Annotated in this window: 20 protein-coding genes and 1 pseudogene; 10 read left to right on the top strand and 11 right to left on the bottom strand. The window is 56.4% G+C overall.

What is annotated here, in order from left to right:
• Window positions 1-16 precede the first annotated feature (16 nt).
• The 3 genes from DWB67_RS15890 to DWB67_RS15880 are packed head-to-tail and all read right to left on the bottom strand — an operon-like array spanning window position 17 to window position 2774.
• Complete coding sequence (locus DWB67_RS15890) at window positions 17-1279, bottom strand: TRAP transporter large permease (protein WP_119808556.1); 1263 nt, start codon at window positions 1277-1279, stop codon at window positions 17-19.
• Complete coding sequence (locus tag DWB67_RS15885; protein ID WP_119808555.1) at window positions 1272-1745, bottom strand: TRAP transporter small permease; 474 nt, start codon at window positions 1743-1745, stop codon at window positions 1272-1274. The genes DWB67_RS15890 and DWB67_RS15885 overlap by 8 nt, the downstream gene beginning before the upstream one ends.
• A 51-nt stretch (window positions 1746-1796) precedes the next feature.
• On the bottom strand, window positions 1797-2774 hold the full coding sequence (locus DWB67_RS15880; RefSeq protein WP_182911621.1) for a TRAP transporter substrate-binding protein: 978 nt from the start codon (window positions 2772-2774) through the stop codon (window positions 1797-1799).
• Between DWB67_RS15880 and DWB67_RS18095 the strand changes: the two genes are divergently transcribed.
• The gene (locus DWB67_RS18095) at window positions 2759-3043 is read left to right on the top strand and encodes a hypothetical protein (RefSeq protein ID WP_182911620.1); all 285 of its coding nucleotides are present in this window, start codon (window positions 2759-2761) and stop codon (window positions 3041-3043) included. The genes DWB67_RS15880 and DWB67_RS18095 overlap by 16 nt on opposite strands.
• The gene (locus tag DWB67_RS15875; RefSeq protein WP_119808553.1) at window positions 3040-3999 is read left to right on the top strand and encodes a LysR family transcriptional regulator; all 960 of its coding nucleotides are present in this window, start codon (window positions 3040-3042) and stop codon (window positions 3997-3999) included. The genes DWB67_RS18095 and DWB67_RS15875 overlap by 4 nt, the downstream gene beginning before the upstream one ends.
• Here the strand turns inward: DWB67_RS15875 and DWB67_RS15870 are convergent.
• A complete protein-coding gene (locus DWB67_RS15870) occupies window positions 3991-4488 on the bottom strand; it encodes a RidA family protein (protein ID WP_119808569.1) in 498 nt (165 codons plus the stop codon). The two genes, DWB67_RS15875 and DWB67_RS15870, sit on opposite strands and share 9 nt — an antisense overlap.
• Window positions 4489-5087: 599 nt before the next feature.
• Between DWB67_RS15870 and DWB67_RS15865 the strand changes: the two genes are divergently transcribed.
• The gene (locus DWB67_RS15865) at window positions 5088-5681 is read left to right on the top strand and encodes a hypothetical protein (RefSeq protein WP_119808552.1); all 594 of its coding nucleotides are present in this window, start codon (window positions 5088-5090) and stop codon (window positions 5679-5681) included.
• Window positions 5682-5892: 211 nt separating this feature from the next.
• On the opposite strand, the gene DWB67_RS15860 is transcribed toward DWB67_RS15865, so the two are convergent.
• From DWB67_RS15860 to DWB67_RS15850, 3 genes are all read right to left on the bottom strand, one after another.
• Entirely contained in the window at window positions 5893-6525 is a 633-nt protein-coding gene (locus tag DWB67_RS15860; RefSeq protein WP_119808551.1) for a tyrosine-type recombinase/integrase, read from the bottom strand.
• A gap of 238 nt (window positions 6526-6763) precedes the next feature.
• The gene (locus DWB67_RS15855; RefSeq protein ID WP_119808550.1) at window positions 6764-7228 is read right to left on the bottom strand and encodes a hemerythrin domain-containing protein; all 465 of its coding nucleotides are present in this window, start codon (window positions 7226-7228) and stop codon (window positions 6764-6766) included.
• Between the two features lie 96 nt (window positions 7229-7324).
• Complete coding sequence (locus tag DWB67_RS15850; protein ID WP_119808549.1) at window positions 7325-7933, bottom strand: FMN-dependent NADH-azoreductase; 609 nt, start codon at window positions 7931-7933, stop codon at window positions 7325-7327.
• Between the two features lie 82 nt (window positions 7934-8015).
• Here DWB67_RS15850 and DWB67_RS15845 point away from each other — a divergent pair, with 82 nt between their 5' ends.
• Window positions 8016-8459, top strand: a complete 444-nt coding sequence (locus DWB67_RS15845) for a helix-turn-helix domain-containing protein (protein ID WP_119808548.1) — start codon at window positions 8016-8018, stop codon at window positions 8457-8459.
• Complete coding sequence (locus DWB67_RS17905) at window positions 8404-8859, top strand: hypothetical protein (protein WP_147385954.1); 456 nt, start codon at window positions 8404-8406, stop codon at window positions 8857-8859. Before DWB67_RS15845 ends, DWB67_RS17905 begins: the two co-directional genes overlap by 56 nt.
• A gap of 123 nt (window positions 8860-8982) precedes the next feature.
• Here DWB67_RS17905 and DWB67_RS15840 read toward each other — a convergent pair whose 3' ends face one another.
• Entirely contained in the window at window positions 8983-9393 is a 411-nt protein-coding gene (locus tag DWB67_RS15840) for a helix-turn-helix domain-containing protein (RefSeq protein WP_119808547.1), read from the bottom strand.
• A 129-nt stretch (window positions 9394-9522) separates the two neighbouring features.
• Between DWB67_RS15840 and DWB67_RS15835 the strand changes: the two genes are divergently transcribed.
• A complete protein-coding gene (locus tag DWB67_RS15835) occupies window positions 9523-9846 on the top strand; it encodes a putative quinol monooxygenase (protein ID WP_119808546.1) in 324 nt (107 codons plus the stop codon).
• 215 nt (window positions 9847-10061) lie between these two features.
• Here DWB67_RS15835 and DWB67_RS15830 read toward each other — a convergent pair whose 3' ends face one another.
• Both DWB67_RS15830 and DWB67_RS18450 read right to left on the bottom strand, forming a co-directional pair.
• Complete coding sequence (locus DWB67_RS15830; protein ID WP_255418718.1) at window positions 10062-11135, bottom strand: PLP-dependent aminotransferase family protein; 1074 nt, start codon at window positions 11133-11135, stop codon at window positions 10062-10064.
• A 117-nt stretch (window positions 11136-11252) separates the two neighbouring features.
• Window positions 11253-11417, bottom strand: a pseudogene (locus tag DWB67_RS18450) (GntR family transcriptional regulator); the annotation flags it as partial.
• A gap of 144 nt (window positions 11418-11561) precedes the next feature.
• Between DWB67_RS18450 and DWB67_RS15825 the strand changes: the two are divergent.
• The 4 genes from DWB67_RS15825 to DWB67_RS15810 all read left to right on the top strand — a co-directional run bounded on the left by DWB67_RS15825 (window position 11562) and on the right by DWB67_RS15810 (window position 13885).
• A complete protein-coding gene (locus DWB67_RS15825; protein ID WP_119808544.1) occupies window positions 11562-12428 on the top strand; it encodes a DMT family transporter in 867 nt (288 codons plus the stop codon).
• A 158-nt stretch (window positions 12429-12586) separates the two neighbouring features.
• Window positions 12587-13033, top strand: coding sequence for a GNAT family N-acetyltransferase (locus DWB67_RS15820; RefSeq protein WP_119808543.1), 447 nt, complete (start codon window positions 12587-12589; stop codon window positions 13031-13033).
• A 207-nt stretch (window positions 13034-13240) separates the two neighbouring features.
• Window positions 13241-13444 carry a ParD-like family protein gene (locus tag DWB67_RS15815; protein ID WP_119808568.1) on the top strand — a complete coding sequence of 68 codons (204 nt, stop codon included), beginning with the start codon at window positions 13241-13243 and terminating at the stop codon, window positions 13442-13444.
• Window positions 13445-13885 (top strand): DUF4440 domain-containing protein, encoded by a 441-nt coding sequence (locus DWB67_RS15810; protein WP_119808542.1) that lies wholly within the window; start codon window positions 13445-13447, stop codon window positions 13883-13885. It begins immediately after the preceding gene.
• Between the two features lie 348 nt (window positions 13886-14233).
• Here the strand turns inward: DWB67_RS15810 and DWB67_RS15805 are convergent, their stop codons facing one another.
• The gene (locus DWB67_RS15805) at window positions 14234-14797 is read right to left on the bottom strand and encodes a hypothetical protein (protein ID WP_119808541.1); all 564 of its coding nucleotides are present in this window, start codon (window positions 14795-14797) and stop codon (window positions 14234-14236) included.
• Window positions 14798-15291: the final 494 nt, after the last annotated feature.

The following is a 15291-nucleotide window of genomic DNA, read 5'->3' as shown; positions in this document are numbered from 1 at the left end:
GTGCGCAATAAGGGTGTCACACAAACAGCGTGATGACTTTGGGAAAGAGGATCAGCAACATCAAGACGACCAGATAAGCGCCGATGTAGGGCAGCGCACTTTTGGAGATGTCTTCCATGCGTGACCTCGATAAGCGGGCTGCGATAAACAGGTTCAGCCCGACCGGCGGGGTGAAGTTGCCCACGGCCAGCGCGATAACGGTGAAGACGCCAAAATAGATCGGGTCGATGCCGACGGCGGTGATCAATGCACCCAAGGTGGGCACCAGCAACACAAGGGCCGCGACGTTGTCCAGAAACGTGCCCGCGATCAGCAGCAGCGCAAGGATCATGACCATGATCAGGGTCGGGTTTGAGCTGAAATCAAGAATGGACGCGGCGACGGCCTGCGGCACTTGTTCGGCGGTGATGATGTAGGAAAACGCGTTCGCCGTGCCCATAAGATACATTACAATCGCGGAACTGATGGCCGTGCTGATAAAGATCGGTCCAAGGGATTTGATCGTGATGGAGCGATAGACAAACATGCCGACGATGAGCCCGTAAAAGCAGGCGACGGCGGCGGATTCAGTCGGCGTAAAGATGCCGCCATAGATGCCGCCAAGGATGATGGCGGGCATGATCAGGGCCAGACTGCTTTCGGCAATGACCTTGCTTGTTTTCACGTCGGGGTTCCCCGGCTCACCCGCCAGCCCATGGCGTATTGCCAGCAGGTAGTTCACCACGCCCAAGGCAAGGGCGATGCAGATGCCCGGCAGGATGCCCGCGATGAACAAATCGCCAATCGAAACGTCTGCAATTGTGCCGTAAATCACCATGGTCAGGCTGGGCGGAATAATGAGGCCGAGCGCACCCGAAGACGCCACGACAGCGCCCGCAAACGCAGGTGCATAGCCACGGTTCACCATGGACGGGATCAAGATGGACCCGATGGCAGAGGTCGTCGCAGGCGCCGAGCCGGAGATCGCGCCAAAGAACGCGGAGGCGCCCGTTGACATCTGCGCAAGCCCGCCCGGATAACGGCCAAGGGCGAGGCCAGCCAGTTTCACCAGCCGTTCGGAGATTTGCGCGGCCGCCATGATATTGCCAGCAAGCAGGAACAGCGGAATCGCGAGGAAGGGGAATGAATTTAGGCCGTTAAATAGTTTTTGCGGCACGATGATCAACGGGATCGGGCTGGCAAAATACAAGGCCACGACAGACGCGATGCCCAGGGAGAACGCGACAGGCACGCCGAGAAGCAGCAGACTGAACAGAGCGACAAACAGGATCTCAGTCATGGCGTTTGCCTTTTAGGAACTGGCGCATTTGTTGCTCTGCAAGAAAGATCAATGCGAGGATGGAGCCGGCGGGAATGGCCATCGTGATGTAGCCCACGGGGATTTTCGCGGCGGGTGAAGACTGGCGCATGGCGCGCAGGGCGAGGTCGTAACCCTCAGTGGCGATGAGGCACAAAAAGCCTGCGAGGAGGACGAAGATCACGATATCTGCTAGCTTTCCAACGGACAGCGGTAGCTTGTTTTTCAGGATGTCCATTGCGATGTGGCTGTTTGAGCGAAACGCCACCGCGGCCCCCAGAAACACCGACCAGATCATCGCGTAGATCGACAATTCGCTGGCCGCCGCGAGGGAGTAGTTGAATATGAAACGGCTGGCCACCTGCGCTGTGACCAAGGCGAACACCATAAACAGACACAGTCCGGCGACGGTCCGGACAAGAGTTTCTAACAGGTCAAACAGTTTCATGGGCAGCCTTCCGGTTGGCCCGCAGACACATCGTCTGCGTGCCGGTTTGGGTTAGTCGGCAAGTTGTGTTTGAATTTCTTCAATGATGTCAGCGTCGAGCGTTTCTTTGAACATATCAATCACAGGCGCGGTTGCTTCGCGGAAAGGCGCTACGTCAACCTCGTTGATTTGGTTGCCAAGCTCGGCCAGTTCTGCCCATTGCGCATCCTCCAGGTCGTTGACCATTTTCAAGTGAACGCCGGCCATTTCAGTGGCTGCCGTCAAGATGATTTCGCGATGTTTTTCTGACAGGGACTCCAGCATGGCTTCGTTCATGATCAGCGGTGAGCCGAGGTAGATGTGCGCCGTTTTCGACGTGTAGGCCTGAACTTCATAGAACTTTTGCGTCAGGATGTGGGCTGGCGGGTTTTCCTGTGCGTCGGCAGTGCCAAGTTGCAGGGCGGAATACAGCTCCCCGAAGGAAATCACGACCGGGTTTGCACCCATGGCTTTGAAGGTTTCAACGAAAACCTCGCCTTCGGGGACGCGGATTTTCACGTCTTCAAGCTGGGACGGATCGGTGATGGGCTGCACGTTGTTGGTGATGTTGCGCAAGCCGCCCATCCACCAACCGATGACAACGGCGCCGGTGCCCTCCATCTTCGCTTCCAGCTGGTCACCCACGGGGCCCTCAAGAACTTCGTGCACATCATCCAGCGACGAGAACAGGAATGGCAGGTTCAGGATGCCCATGTCCGGCACCCAGTTGGACAGCACGGTGTCAGACACTAGGAAAATGTCCTGCGTGCCCAGCATGGTGCCCTCAACCGCTTCAAGCTGCTTGCCCAACTGATCGGCTGGGTAAACGTCGATCTGGATTTCGCCATTTGAGCGCTCCTTGACCGTTTCGGCAAACAGTTCGGAAATGGTTTGATAGTGGTGCGTCGGCGCGCCGGTATGGCCAAGGCGCAGGGTGACGTCTTGGGCATGCGCGGCACTTACCAGAAGGGCCGACGCCGCAAGGATGGAGGCGGTTGAAAACAGTTTCATGGGATTTTTCCTTTGTTGGACAGCATAGAGACGTGCGTTATTTTTCTTTTTATGAGGCGGACTCATTCGGGCCGGTCGATCCGAAAAGGCCAAAAAAACAAGGGGGCGGCGGTCGCGGATCCAACGCCTCCTTGGTCGTTTCATCAACTATGGCATTGCAAATTTTAAAGGAGGTAGCATTAACTTGCGACGCAGGTGTTGCCCAATCGGCAACGGAGGTCTCCACCTTTTGGGCGATATTTGTGCGAAAATATGAGGCGTTGCTATGAATTTAAACGGTCTGAAATACTTCCTAGAGGTTGCGAAGTGCAAATCGATCCGGCGTGCTTCTGAACGCCAACATGTGGCGGCGTCTGCCATCAGCCGCCAGATCTCCGCGCTGGAACACGAACTGGATTGCGTGCTTCTAGATCGCCGGTCTGACGGGGTGATTCTGACCGAGGCGGGCGAGCGCCTCTGGGCGCATGGGCTAAAAATTGAGGCGCAGGTGCAGATGGTACAATCGGATATCGACGATCTACGCGCCCTGCACCGCGGTGCCATCCGCATCACCACCGTTGAGGGGATTACCGAAAACTTCCTGCCCGACATCCTGACCGAATTTAACCAGATCTACCCCGATGTGACATTTGAAATCACGGTTGCCAGCCGCGATGAAACCGTGGACGCCCTTGATCGCTACGAAGCAGACCTCGGCTTCGTATACGACTTTTCGAGCCACCACGCGATTGAAACGACGGCCCATTGCCACCAGCCCCTCATGGCGTTTGTGCCGCCGGACCATCCGCTCAGCGACGGGCGCGCCATCGAGCTGGCGGAGCTTTTGAGGTATAGCCACGTTTTGCCGGATGACAGTTTTGGAATTTCACAGCTGATCAAACGCGTAGCGAAAAAGGAAAAGGTTGCGGTGTCCCCATGTGTGCGCAGCAACCTGTTAAACTTTTTGCGCAACTACGCGCTGCGCAATCAGGCCGTTATGTTTGTGCCACTTCAGGGGGTGTATAGTGAGGTGATCAACGGCACCATTGTGCCGGTTAATCTACAGTGCGCCGCACTTGCCCATCGCCGCCTGTCTATCGCGCGGCGCAGGCAGCGGGCCTTGTCCCCGGCAACGGGGCTGTTCGCCACATTCGCCGAGGACCGCTTTTCGCATTGGGAGGCGCTGGATGCTGAGGCGCTATTGGCGGCCCAGCAAAAATGGTGGACCCAGCCTACGTCACTCTGATTTCAGCAGAACCGTCATTTCGGCTTCTACGGGGGCATCCAGACCAAGCTCGTTCTGGAACAACGCGGCACGCGCATGCTTGCCACGTTCAGGGCCCAACAGTTCTACGTAAAGGTCGGATGCGCCGTTCAGAACCAGATGCGCCTCGGTGAAACCGGGCGCGGAATTAACGTAGCCGACCATTTTGATAATGCGTTCGATCCGGTCGAGGTCTCCGATGACCACCTTCATCAAGGCCAGATGGTTCAATGCCATCAGCTTGGCGGATTCATACCCTTTTTCGATGGTCAATTCGCCACCCAACTTACCTTTGATTGGCATGATGTCTTTATCATTTTCGTCGCGGATCGTGCCTAGGGTGCCCGAAACATACAGCATGTTTCCAACCTGTACCGCAGGCAGATAGTTCCCGATGGGGCGTGGCGGGGGAGGTAACTTCAGCCCAAGCGCTTCCAGTTTCTGTTCGATGACGCCCTTGGTCTCAGTCATGATCATTCCTCTTTATGGGTATGAACCTATCATTAGTTTTCGTGCGTCGGCGCGGGAAGAACGCATCAGGTAGGGGAGCTTTGCCGAAATGGCAACAAGCCTGTCTACGTTTCAAAATAATGAACAAAGTGTAGATCAAGACGATCAACACCACGAATGCTCAGTATTAAGCAGCGTGAGTTTCGATTCCACACAGTCCGACCGAACACAGTGCCGTTGAAAGCAGGGGCGCCCTTCCCATCCCATCCTACTTTGCGCCGCATCAGAAGCCTGCAGAAAGCGGCCATTGGTTGAGAACGCTCCAAGGTCCGAAAAGTCCGCATAGCAGACTGTGCCTGGTCAGCCGCGCCGCGCCAAGCACGAACGTCCGGTTTGGGGATGCTGCAAGGCAGCGCCCGACAGCGGTCGTCTGGCCGCTTTGGGCCGAAGCAAAACCGGGCTAGGCCACAGCTGTCGAGGCAGCCTGCCGCACCGCCGCAAGTCTGCACCGAGCCCAGTTTGACCGTTGGTGCAGGCCGCTGCGCGATGAGGTTACGGCGGTGACAATGCTCAGGCAAAAAACTATCGTGGCGAAAAGCAAATGGCCTAAGGGGCAGTAAATGTTTCAGAACTTTGCGTTAATCGCTTCTGTCTCTGGCTTCCTGCTGCATCCAGCGCCGGCGGTCGCAGGAACAAAAGACCTCGAAAGTGCGATCTTCCAGGTTATTCCGTTTAGGGGCGAACCCTACGTTCCTATTGAAACGCGGAAGGAATATGTCGCGGCCCTCCGGAGCTATTGGCAGAACTTCGATAGCCGTGTCCCGCGCCTGTCGCCGTCTGAAACGCAGTGGATCAATGACGAAATCGGGGCGCAAGGTGAACGCCTGATTCGAGCCCTAAATTCAAAGGAATATGCGCTCTTTTCGTTAGATCGAGATATTGGGGACTGCCTAAAGTCCTTGGTCCGCCTCGAAAAGGCCTTTGCGGAGCCCAGCCAAAACCAAACGGAAATGTTTCATTGGTTGGGCGTCGTCCAGTGCTACAGCGACTTAGATAGTATGATGGACTATCTACGGCGAGCAGGCCTCTCTAACGGTAAATTTGACGGGCCGTTCTATGCTGCAGGCGCGTCCCTCACCATGGATACGCTTCTCGACAAACTAATTCCGTCTGCAATGGCGGATACTATGGGCTGGACGATAAGCGCGGATTGACTTCACTCGAATTCATTCCGCTTTAAATCTACTTTCGGCATTTTGGAAACCCGCACCTGACATGCCCGTCCGCATCGTCCCGCGGTGCCGACCTTGATCCTTTGAAAATGCTGCGCTATGGACGAATGGCCGGTTTGGTGAACCAGAGGCGCGGTATCAGTGTAGTGCATGGAAGGCGGCTATGGGCCGTCCGTGCAGACGGCCCTGTCGTTTAGATTTCGATAGCTTCGGCGATAGCCAACGCATCTTCAAGCTCAACGCCAAGGTATCTGACAGTGCTATCCATCTTGGTATGTCCCAACAGCAGTTGTACGGCACGCAGGTTGCCGGTCTTCTTATAGATCTGGGTCACCTTCGTCCGCCGCATCGAATGCGTGCCGTATGCGCTCGCCTCCAATCCAATGGACGTCACCCAGTCACGAACTATCCGCGCATATTGGCGGGTTGATATGTGAAGCCGTTCGTGAAAACGGCCGGGCCAAAGGTACTCGGATCCGACCATCAGCGGGTCTTGCATCCATCTATCAAGCGATGCCCGTGTGCCTTCAGAGATTTCGAAGCGTACAGGTTTTTGCGTCTTGCTTTGCAGAACGGACGCGCGTTCCTTGATCTGACTGGACGCCATCACATCGACGACTTTCATTTTAACAAGATCACAACCGCGCAGCTTGCTGTCGATGGCCAGATTGAAGAGTGCCAGATCCCGCTGGTTCTCGGCCAGTTCAAGCCGAACGCGGATCGCCCAGACATGTTTCGGCTTGAGTGGTCGTTTCTGACCGACGATCCGGCCCTTGTTCCAGGCCGGACGAAGCGCGCGAATGGCGGGTAAGTTTGGTGCTTGCATGACTGATACTCCGATCCACCATGCCCTCCCCAATCGACAACCCGACGTTGACAAGACATCATATCATATGATGCTGCGTTGCATCCGAGGTCGGCTTTGAGCCCAAACTACCGGATGTCGCAGCGGCAACGAACAACGGCTTGCGCGGATGCAGTCCTCGCAGGCGATGTGCCACGATTGGTTCTAGACCTACACACGTGCGCGTTCCGGGGCGCCGGATCCGACGCTGCTGGAACGGTCAGGGTGTTCCGTACACGCCGAGCGCCTCCTGAAGCTCAGTTTCCTCGTCGCCAAAATGCGATCCGAGTAGGTCGTTGAGGGACGCGAAGGTCTCCTGCAGCTCCACGTAGGTCTCGACGTCCTGCGACGCGGCCACCGCCCTCGCGAGCATGCTCGAGTCATCCAGAAGCCGCTGGGTGACCAGATGCTCGGCGCTCAGCTTGGCGACAACCGCGGCGATGCCCGCACTGGCGTGGACTTCCAGCACGGGGAAAACGTGGATTTCCTTAGCATCGTGATGGAATAGCAGATGCGTGCATTCCCGCCCACAGAGCGTGCCGAAGGCCTGCATTTTTCGGGTTATGCGGAGGTTCGCCACGGCACTGGCCAGCTTATCGGCGACAACGCGATCGGTCTCGATGCGGTCCACGAACTCGCGCACCTCTGCCATGTCGCGCAGATGCATGGCATGGATCGCCGCCAACCAAGTTCCCTGTCAGCGCTGGCCGTCCGTCGCGCCGGAAATCTTCGGTGCGTGGCGCCGGTCGCCCTCACGAGGGCAACCAGACCGGTGACAGGCTCAGCTTGCGACAAGGGACGCAATTTGGGCTGTGGCGTCCTTCATTGCGGCGGCATCCTGCTCAGGACCGTAGGCAATGCCCTCGGCGCGCACGATCTCGACATCCGTGATGCCCATGAAACCGAGCACAGTCGTCAGATAGGTAGAGAGATGGTCGGCTCCGGCGGCCGGACCCTTGGAGTAGATCCCGCCAGAAGCAAGCGCGAGATAGCCCTTGCCGGTTAACAGACCCTCGGGGCCGTTCTCGGTGTAGCGGAACGTTTGCCCAGCAATGGCAACGTGGTCGATCCAGGACTTTAAAGTCGATGGCACCGTGAAGTTATACATTGGCGAGCCGATCACAACGATGTCGGCCGCTTTGAGTTCCTCGACCAATTCTTTCGACCGGGTGGCGGTGGCCATGAGCGCATCGTCCTTCTCGACCTCCGGCATCCAGGCTTGGACGATGGTGGTATCGACATGCGGCAGGCGGTCGGCGGCGACATCGCGGTAGGTCACTCGCGCGCCAGGGTTGGCAACCGTCAGTCGCGCGACGAGGTCCGCTGAGAGACGCCGGGAATGGGAGGTTTCTGCGTCGCTGGCACTGGCGTCGATATGGAGAATATTCATCGTGGCTCCGAAGCTGAATGGTATATAATGGTGACTGGGGATATATGCGGAACCGAAAATGATCTCGCAAGGAGGCACATGGATGACACCAAAGAACAGCGATGTGACTGATCATGACGCCGAAATCGGTGAGGGGTTCGAGTTTCACAATCTGGACCGGTGCCGGGCGGCAGGCGACGTGCTGACGCGTGTCGGAGACAAGTGGAGCGTTCTTGTGGTCATGGTCTTGGGGGATCGGACGCTGCGCTTCAACGAGCTGAAGCGACGTATTGGCGCGATTTCGCAGCGGATGTTGACCCGAACCTTGCGTGGACTCGAGCGCGACGGCCTTGCTACCCGCACTGTCTTTCCGACCGTTCCGCCCCGTGTGGATTACGCGCTTACCCCGTTGGGTCTGTCCCTGCGCGCGCCCGTGATGGCCTTGGGTGACTGGTCGGTTGGGAATTACGCGGCAATCGAAAAGGCGCGCGATGAATACGATCGGCGTGCAGACAGCCATGACGCAAGTCCAAGGCCGGTGGGCTGAAAGGCAACACAGCGATGACTATGAGTTGATGATCCGGCAAAGCGGCAAAGCGGCAAAGCCGGATTGCCGGATCATGTTGGGACATTCGCTTTCGACAAATGACCATTTGGTTGCCCCTGTGGTCGACGATGGTCAAGCGACCGACGTCGCTGAAAAAACGCTGTCTCCGTGGAAGAAGTTTCTGCGTCAGTCGCATGCTATGGTTGGAGATCGGAGCACGACAGGGGCGGCAAAAGTGAATGCGAGTGCCGTTTCAAAGGGATGTGATTATAGGTCATATTTAGATGAAGCGGACATCTGTGCATGGCGCAGCGAAAGCTCGCTTCGTCCCGCTCTGCCGACCTTGGACCTACAAGAATGCTGCACAATGTGCCGAACGGCTGCTTCAAGGAAGCTGTGATGCAGCGATTAGGCGCTTGGCCAATGGCGGCTGTGGGCCGGAAGAGACGGAGCACTTGGGAGGCATGTGTATGCGGCCCGCTGCAGCGCCGCGTGTCCGCTCCGTGCCCAAATCTGCCGTGTCTTACGGCTGGATATGTGTCGTTGGTTTCTTTTGGTCGTGCAGAGTGTCCTCGGGTGCGCTTTGAGGCCGAATTCCGCGCGACCGGCTAATGCTGTCGATCCGGTCCATGTTGGTCGTACCCCATTGGCAAAGGGGCCGCAGCGCTTCCGAGAGGTCCGCGCCCAGATCTGTCAGCTCATACTCGACCCGAGGCGGCACAGTCCCATAGTCGATCCGAGTCACCAGTCCATCCGCGACCAGCTGTTGCAGCTGCTGGCTGAGCATCTTCTCGGTCACGGAACCAAGCGCCCGGCGCAGTTCCCCGAACCGAAGCCGGCTGCCGTTCAGGTGAAAAAGAACAAGCAGTTTCCATTTACCCGACACGAGATCAAGCACTGCTTCTAATCCGCATCCGAACCTGCCGCTGGTCATTCTGTCTCTCCAAATTTGTACTTACCTAATGGGTAGTACTTGCCATTAGCATAGCCTTCACCATATGCGAAGCTCTACCGCATAAGCGTGTCATGGCGGGCGCGCATTCACGCAAAAAAGGAGATTTGAATGGCATCCGAAACCAATGAACATCTGGTCTTGATCGGCTATTATAAGCTGCATCCCACCGATGCCGAGGCGTTCCGGGCACTTGCAGCCGCCTCGGTTACGCCAACCCGCGCCAAGGATGGATGCCTTCACTACGCGTTTGCGGAGGACGTGAAGGAGGCAGGCCTGTTCCGTGTCGCCGAAGGCTGGCGTGACCGCGAGGCTCTGGATGCCCACCTCGCCAGCCCGGATTTTGCGGAAACGCTGCGACAAGCCGGTGAACTGAACATCTCGGAGAGGCAAGTCACGGCCTTCACCGCCAGCAACGGCCAGAGCCTATGGTGAAGCCGTCCAAGCGCCACCAACGATGACGGCTTTGTCCCGCACACTGTGAATTCACCCATCATGGGATTTTGCGGTTGCGTCGAATGGCTGGTTCGACGGGCCGCACCGCAGCATCGACGACCATTGATGGAGGTCGGCTTTGGGCCGAGTGCGCGAGTTCGTGGCTGAATCGCGCGTTTCTTTTCACCACAGGCGGCAGATCGACGCGAAGACCCCTAAGCTGATATTCGAATGATTTTTGCCAAAGTGTCATAGACGAGCGGCGCCATCTGACTGACGTTAAAGCGCATGAACCGATTGGCGTCCCCCATCGCACTGAAGACGTTCCCCGGTGCAAGGATGAGCTGATGCTCCAATGCCTCTTTTGCAAAATTTCCGGCATCTATCCCCTCTGGCAAGCGGCACCACAGATAAAACCCGCCGCGTGGCATGGTCCAAGGTTCGACACCCAAAGGCCTTAGCTTCGCCACCGTATCGCGTCGAGCTCGGGTAAGGCGGGCCTGTGTCGCGGCAATATGCTTGCGGTAGCTTCCATCGGCGAGCGTAATTCGAACGATTTCCGCCGCCACAGGGCTTGGGCCTCCAAAATTGGTGGCCACCTGAAGATCCGTCAGGGCCTCAATCAGGTCGGGCCGGGCAATGACATAGCCGCACCGTGCTGCAGCTGAGAGTGTTTTGGAAAAATTGCCGATCCGGATAACACGTTGTAACCCGTCGAGGGTCGCCAAGCGGGGTGACAGGTCCGGCTCCAGAGCCGCGAAGGTATCATCTTCTACTATGGTCAGATTGCTATTCGCCGCTAGCATCAGAATCTGATGCGCTGTCTGCGCCGATATCGTTGCCCCGGTCGGATTATGCAGTGCCGAGTTCGTCAGATAGAGTCGTGGACAGTGTGTATCCAGTGCTTCGGCAAAGACCGTCAGATCCGGCCCATTGCGCTTGAACGGCACCGAGATGATCCGCACATCAAGAACCCGAAGCAACGCATGGAAGTTGAAGTAACATGGGTCGTCCACCAGAACCGTATCACCAGGCTGCAGCAGCAGGCGGCAGATCAGGTCTATGGTTTGGGACGCGGAGTTCGTCAATAGAACGCTGTCTGGATTAACAGGCAGGCCTTCTTCCGCGCATTGTCGTGCAAGAATTTGCCGAAGATCCTGCCGCCCACGGGAACTGCCGTAATCCGCCAGAAGCGCATCCTCGCTGCGGCTTATCTGACGCAGCGCCCGCCGGATCGCCGTTTGCGGCATCCAGTCCGGCGGCATCCAGCCGCAGCCTGGCTTAAGCATGTCAGATGCTGCGTCCAGAGATTGTCTGGACACCCAAAGCGGATCCACGGACCGATCAAGATCTGCAGTGGGAACGCGGAGATCTTTCAGGACTGTCCGTCCGGTCACGTAGAACCCTGATCCCGGTCGCGGTCGGATGGCGCCCTCCGCCACGAGCCGCTCATACGCTTCAACAACAGTCGAAGGTGATACGCTCATTCGCGCCGCAAATCCCCGGATCGACGGTATGCGATCCCCGGCAAGCAGCGATCTTTCCGATATCATACGACGGATTGCATCCATTACCTGAGTTGTTCTGAGCGTATTTGTCATGAGGTAGCCGTATGGATATTTCGAGCAATACAGTTCGGATCAATTGTATTGTCTCTGTCGCTATCTGCACCAGTCGTATTCGTTTAGCCAACAAATAAAACAACAGGGGCAGACATGCATCTCGCAAACAGAGGATGGGGTAGCGGCCTCATCGGCGTCATAATTTTCAGCGCCTCGCTACCGGCAACGCGCGTGGCAGTTATGGGGTTCTCGCCTATATTCCTGACCTCCGCGCGCGCGGTTATCGCAGCAAGTCTGGCGGCCGGCGCGTTGCTGCTGTTGCGGCAGGCGCGACCGTCGAAAGGCGACCTTGTTCCTCTTGCGATCGTGGCCCTCGGCGTTGTCATAGGGTTTCCGCTGCTGACGGCACTGGCTTTGCAGCACATCACCTCCGCCCGCTCTATCGTGTTCATTGGTCTCCTTCCGCTAGCGACCGCCATTTTCGGCGTGCTGCGCGGCGGAGATCGTCCACGGCCTGCATTCTGGCTGTTCTCATGCGGTGGCAGCCTGATCGTCGGCCTCTATGCCTGGTCGCAAACAGCCCAGGGAACATTGCCGGGCGATCTGCTGATGCTGGCAGCAATCATCACCTGCGGCCTTGGCTACGCTGAAGGCGCGGTTTTGTCCCGCCGCCTCGAAGGCTGGCAGGTCATTTCATGGGCGCTCGCAATTGCCGCGCCAGTGATGGCAGTTCTCATGGTGACCGCGTGGCCGAGTGACTGGACACACGTAACTGTCTCGGTTTGGCTCGCTTTGGCTTACGTATCCATATTCAGCATGCTGATCGGTTTTGTTTTCTGGTATCGTGGTCTTGCCCTTGGAGGCATCGCAGGGGTTGGACAACTGCAGCTTCTCCAGCCGTTCTCCGGACTACTTCTGGCTGGGATCGTATTGGGTGAACCCATTGCCTGGTCAATGATCATGGTCACAATGCTCATCGTGGCCTGTGTTGCGGGAGCAAAGCGCTTCGCATCGCGTTGACCGATATTTTGATAAGTATTGGAGAGGCGACTAGCAGCTTTGTTCCGCGCAGCATACGCCAAGGTAGCGTATATGCATCGACGCACGAAGCCACTGCTGTCATTGCTGCGGACCTCCTAACAACTCAATATCGCTCTGGTGCATCTTAGGAGGAAGACATGATTCGGCAGGCCACGGCCCAAGATGAAGTGCAAATTAGGGAATGCGCTGAAAAGGCGTATGAACGGTATGTTCAGCTGATCGGACGAAAACCGGCACCGATGGTCGCTGACTTTGCCACGCAGATCGCTGACGGCTACGTGTTCGTTGCGATGGATGACCAAGGCAGATTTCAAGGCTTTATCATTTTCCATGCCGAAGAAAGGCATATTCTTCTCGAGAATGTAGCTGTCCTCCCGCGCGCAATTGGGCGCGGTGTAGGCAAGGAACTCGTCAATTTCTGTGAGAATACCACACGCGAACGAGGTCTAGATGCTGTTAAACTCTACACAAACGTGAAGATGACCGAAAACCTATCGATGTATTCAAAGCTTGGATATGCCGAAGTGGGCCGCCGCACCGAGGACGGCTTCAACCGAGTTTACTTCGAAAAGGTGCTCACCTAGCAAGCGACAGCTTCGTCCCGCATGGCGGTCGCCACCTTGCCGCGGCGGCAGCTGCATGTCGAGCACGGGTCACCGATGCTGCACCGGCCACGAAGGTCGGCTTTCGGTGAGCTTTCCTGAAAACCTCGCAAGCGTGCGATCTAACTGACATTGACAAGTATATATATGAAATGTATACGATTCGTATACTGCAAGCGAGGCATGCTAATGGGACTGGTGAAAATCGACGACGGCCTGCACGAGGATGTTAGGCGCGCGAGCGCTGTCATGTGTCGTTCCATCAATGCTCAGGCTGAGTTCTGGATGAAAATCGGAATGCTAGCCGAGGCCAATCCGACACTCGCATTCACCGATATTGTAAAGATGCAGCTTCAGACAGTCGCCATCGAAACCGACGTGGAAGTCGCTTGAATGGCTGATAAAGCGATTGACGAAACCTCGACCTTTGAGGCCGAGATTTCGGCGTTTTTTTCTGCCTATCTTGGCGCTTTTCGCCGAGAGGATGCTTCAGCGGTAAGTGAGCTATGGGACGAGGTTGGCTTGTTCCCCACACCCACAGGGAATTTCTCGATGGATCGAGAGGCGTTTCGCAATCACTGTGTGACGCTGCTGGATTTCTACCGAAAACAAGGAGTTATTGAACCCACGGGTGATCTTATTTCCGTAGTGGAATTATTTCCAGGTGTGGCCCAAGCACGCATGGCATACGCAATGCTTGGTTCAGATGGCACGCCTGTCGCCGACTGGGAGCATGTCTACATCCTGCGCAAGGCAGACGGCCAATGGCGCGTGTCGCTGACAATCGCAGATGACGAGATGGCCGCCTGGGCCGCCGCCGGAGCGGAGCTCTAGAAGCCGATCTTCGCTATTTGAAATCGAACGGCAGCAAAGTACCGCAGAGCAAACATCGCTCAGTGGTTTTTGCTGCGCCTTGCACGATCGCCGGTGTATGGAAAAACTGCACGACAGCGCCTCACTAGGCCGACGGTCCGCTACGGGCCGGATGGAACAACCAAAATTTCTTATGCATTTTGAATGATGCAGGACGGCATTTTGTAAAGAGTTCTAGAACCGGCCATTCGCCGCGCGCCGTCCGAACAGCAGCCTTGGGTGATTACAAGCGCGACCTGGTGCACAAGAGGCAAAACTTTCTGATAAGAAAGGCAATCCCACTTCCATGCTAAGTTTTTTCTGATCTGTTTATAAACAATATTTTTTCGTCCAAGAGGCAGATCTTTGCGACCCTTGCCAGTCAGCATCCATCGCGGGCAGTTTGCCATTCATGTTGATTGCAAGGAATTCGGGGGTGTGCTGTTCGCCCTTGGCAGCATTAATTGGTAAGGCCGATTGGTTTCGGCCAGAAACATAGCGAATTTTAGCGGGTTCAGCGTTTGGTGGCAAAGGAATTTCGACATGGATGCGATCCAGTCTATGTTGGAGGTTAATGCTCAGGCGATCGACGGGGCGATCGATAATTTCCTGCGCCCAACAGAACAAATGTGTGTAGCTTTCTATATCAAGGAATTCGCCTGCGTTATAGCTGTTGCCCAAAACCAGATTGCGGTACGAGGGCGAGGTCAGCACGTTGGCAATCGTGTATTCATCACTGCCCAGTTTGCGGTTCTGTGCCAGTTCGCGGTTTAGAACATTCATCTGGCGCTTCACTGCTATGATAAAGCGATTGATCGAATATTCGAATTTTTCAGGGGCGCAGGCATAGAAACGGCCAAAGCCGCCTTTCAGATAGGGCGCCGAACCTTGCACAGAACACCCAGTTCATGATCTCGGTGTGATGGGCGGGGTCATTGGGCAGGAAAGCGTCGAATCTGTGCCGCGGCATGCAGGTCACCTCGAGAGGATTTTGAGCTTGGCTAAGCCGCCCGATGACCCGCAGACAGTGACGCGATATGGTGATCTTGGTTGTTTGATCCCATGGTTTTGATGGTGTGATCCTTTCTCAGGAACGGAAGGACGCATAATGTGTCAGGTCCGTCAGGGGAGCGCCACGATTATGAACGCCGTCGGAGCTGCAATAATGAGGGCTGGCCCGCCATTGATGGTGTGGATGCCCCCGCCAACGGCATCGTTTTGTGCCATGGTGGGTTTATGAAGCACGCACCTGAGGGGAGCCATCCATGGATACGCCTATCAGAGGTGGTCCTGAATTTTCGACCAGTTTTCCGCCGGGCTAAGCTATAGCATGGGTTTCATGTCAGGCGGCGGCTTTCAGGTGTTGATTGTGAGTATCATAGGCCTCG

The sequence above is a fragment of the Paracoccus sp. JM45 genome, from assembly GCF_003590715.1.
GTDB lineage: Bacteria > Pseudomonadota > Alphaproteobacteria > Rhodobacterales > Rhodobacteraceae > Paracoccus.
Note: the sequence above shows the minus strand (reverse complement) of the source record. Positions and strands in the feature narration are given on the sequence as shown.

Bases quoted from the DNA above. Each gene is read 5' to 3' on its own strand.
- DWB67_RS15890 (WP_119808556.1), bottom strand. From the start codon at position 1,279: ATGACTGAGATCCTGTTTGTCGCTCTGTTCAGTCTGCTGCTTCTCGGC.
- DWB67_RS15885 (WP_119808555.1), bottom strand. From the start codon at position 1,745: ATGAAACTGTTTGACCTGTTAGAAACTCTTGTCCGGACCGTCGCCGGA.
- DWB67_RS15880 (WP_182911621.1), bottom strand. From the start codon at position 2,774: ATGAAACTGTTTTCAACCGCCTCCATCCTTGCGGCGTCGGCCCTTCTG.
- DWB67_RS15875 (WP_119808553.1), top strand. From the start codon at position 3,040: ATGAATTTAAACGGTCTGAAATACTTCCTAGAGGTTGCGAAGTGCAAA.
- DWB67_RS15870 (WP_119808569.1), bottom strand. From the start codon at position 4,488: ATGACTGAGACCAAGGGCGTCATCGAACAGAAACTGGAAGCGCTTGGG.
- DWB67_RS15865 (WP_119808552.1), top strand. From the start codon at position 5,088: ATGTTTCAGAACTTTGCGTTAATCGCTTCTGTCTCTGGCTTCCTGCTG.
- DWB67_RS15860 (WP_119808551.1), bottom strand. From the start codon at position 6,525: ATGCAAGCACCAAACTTACCCGCCATTCGCGCGCTTCGTCCGGCCTGG.
- DWB67_RS15850 (WP_119808549.1), bottom strand. From the start codon at position 7,933: ATGAATATTCTCCATATCGACGCCAGTGCCAGCGACGCAGAAACCTCC.
- DWB67_RS15845 (WP_119808548.1), top strand. From the start codon at position 8,016: ATGACACCAAAGAACAGCGATGTGACTGATCATGACGCCGAAATCGGT.
- DWB67_RS17905 (WP_147385954.1), top strand. From the start codon at position 8,404: ATGAATACGATCGGCGTGCAGACAGCCATGACGCAAGTCCAAGGCCGG.
- DWB67_RS15840 (WP_119808547.1), bottom strand. From the start codon at position 9,393: ATGACCAGCGGCAGGTTCGGATGCGGATTAGAAGCAGTGCTTGATCTC.
- DWB67_RS15835 (WP_119808546.1), top strand. From the start codon at position 9,523: ATGGCATCCGAAACCAATGAACATCTGGTCTTGATCGGCTATTATAAG.
- DWB67_RS15830 (WP_255418718.1), bottom strand. From the start codon at position 11,135: ATGCTTAAGCCAGGCTGCGGCTGGATGCCGCCGGACTGGATGCCGCAA.
- DWB67_RS15825 (WP_119808544.1), top strand. From the start codon at position 11,562: ATGCATCTCGCAAACAGAGGATGGGGTAGCGGCCTCATCGGCGTCATA.
- DWB67_RS15820 (WP_119808543.1), top strand. From the start codon at position 12,587: ATGATTCGGCAGGCCACGGCCCAAGATGAAGTGCAAATTAGGGAATGC.
- DWB67_RS15815 (WP_119808568.1), top strand. From the start codon at position 13,241: ATGGGACTGGTGAAAATCGACGACGGCCTGCACGAGGATGTTAGGCGC.
- DWB67_RS15810 (WP_119808542.1), top strand. From the start codon at position 13,445: ATGGCTGATAAAGCGATTGACGAAACCTCGACCTTTGAGGCCGAGATT.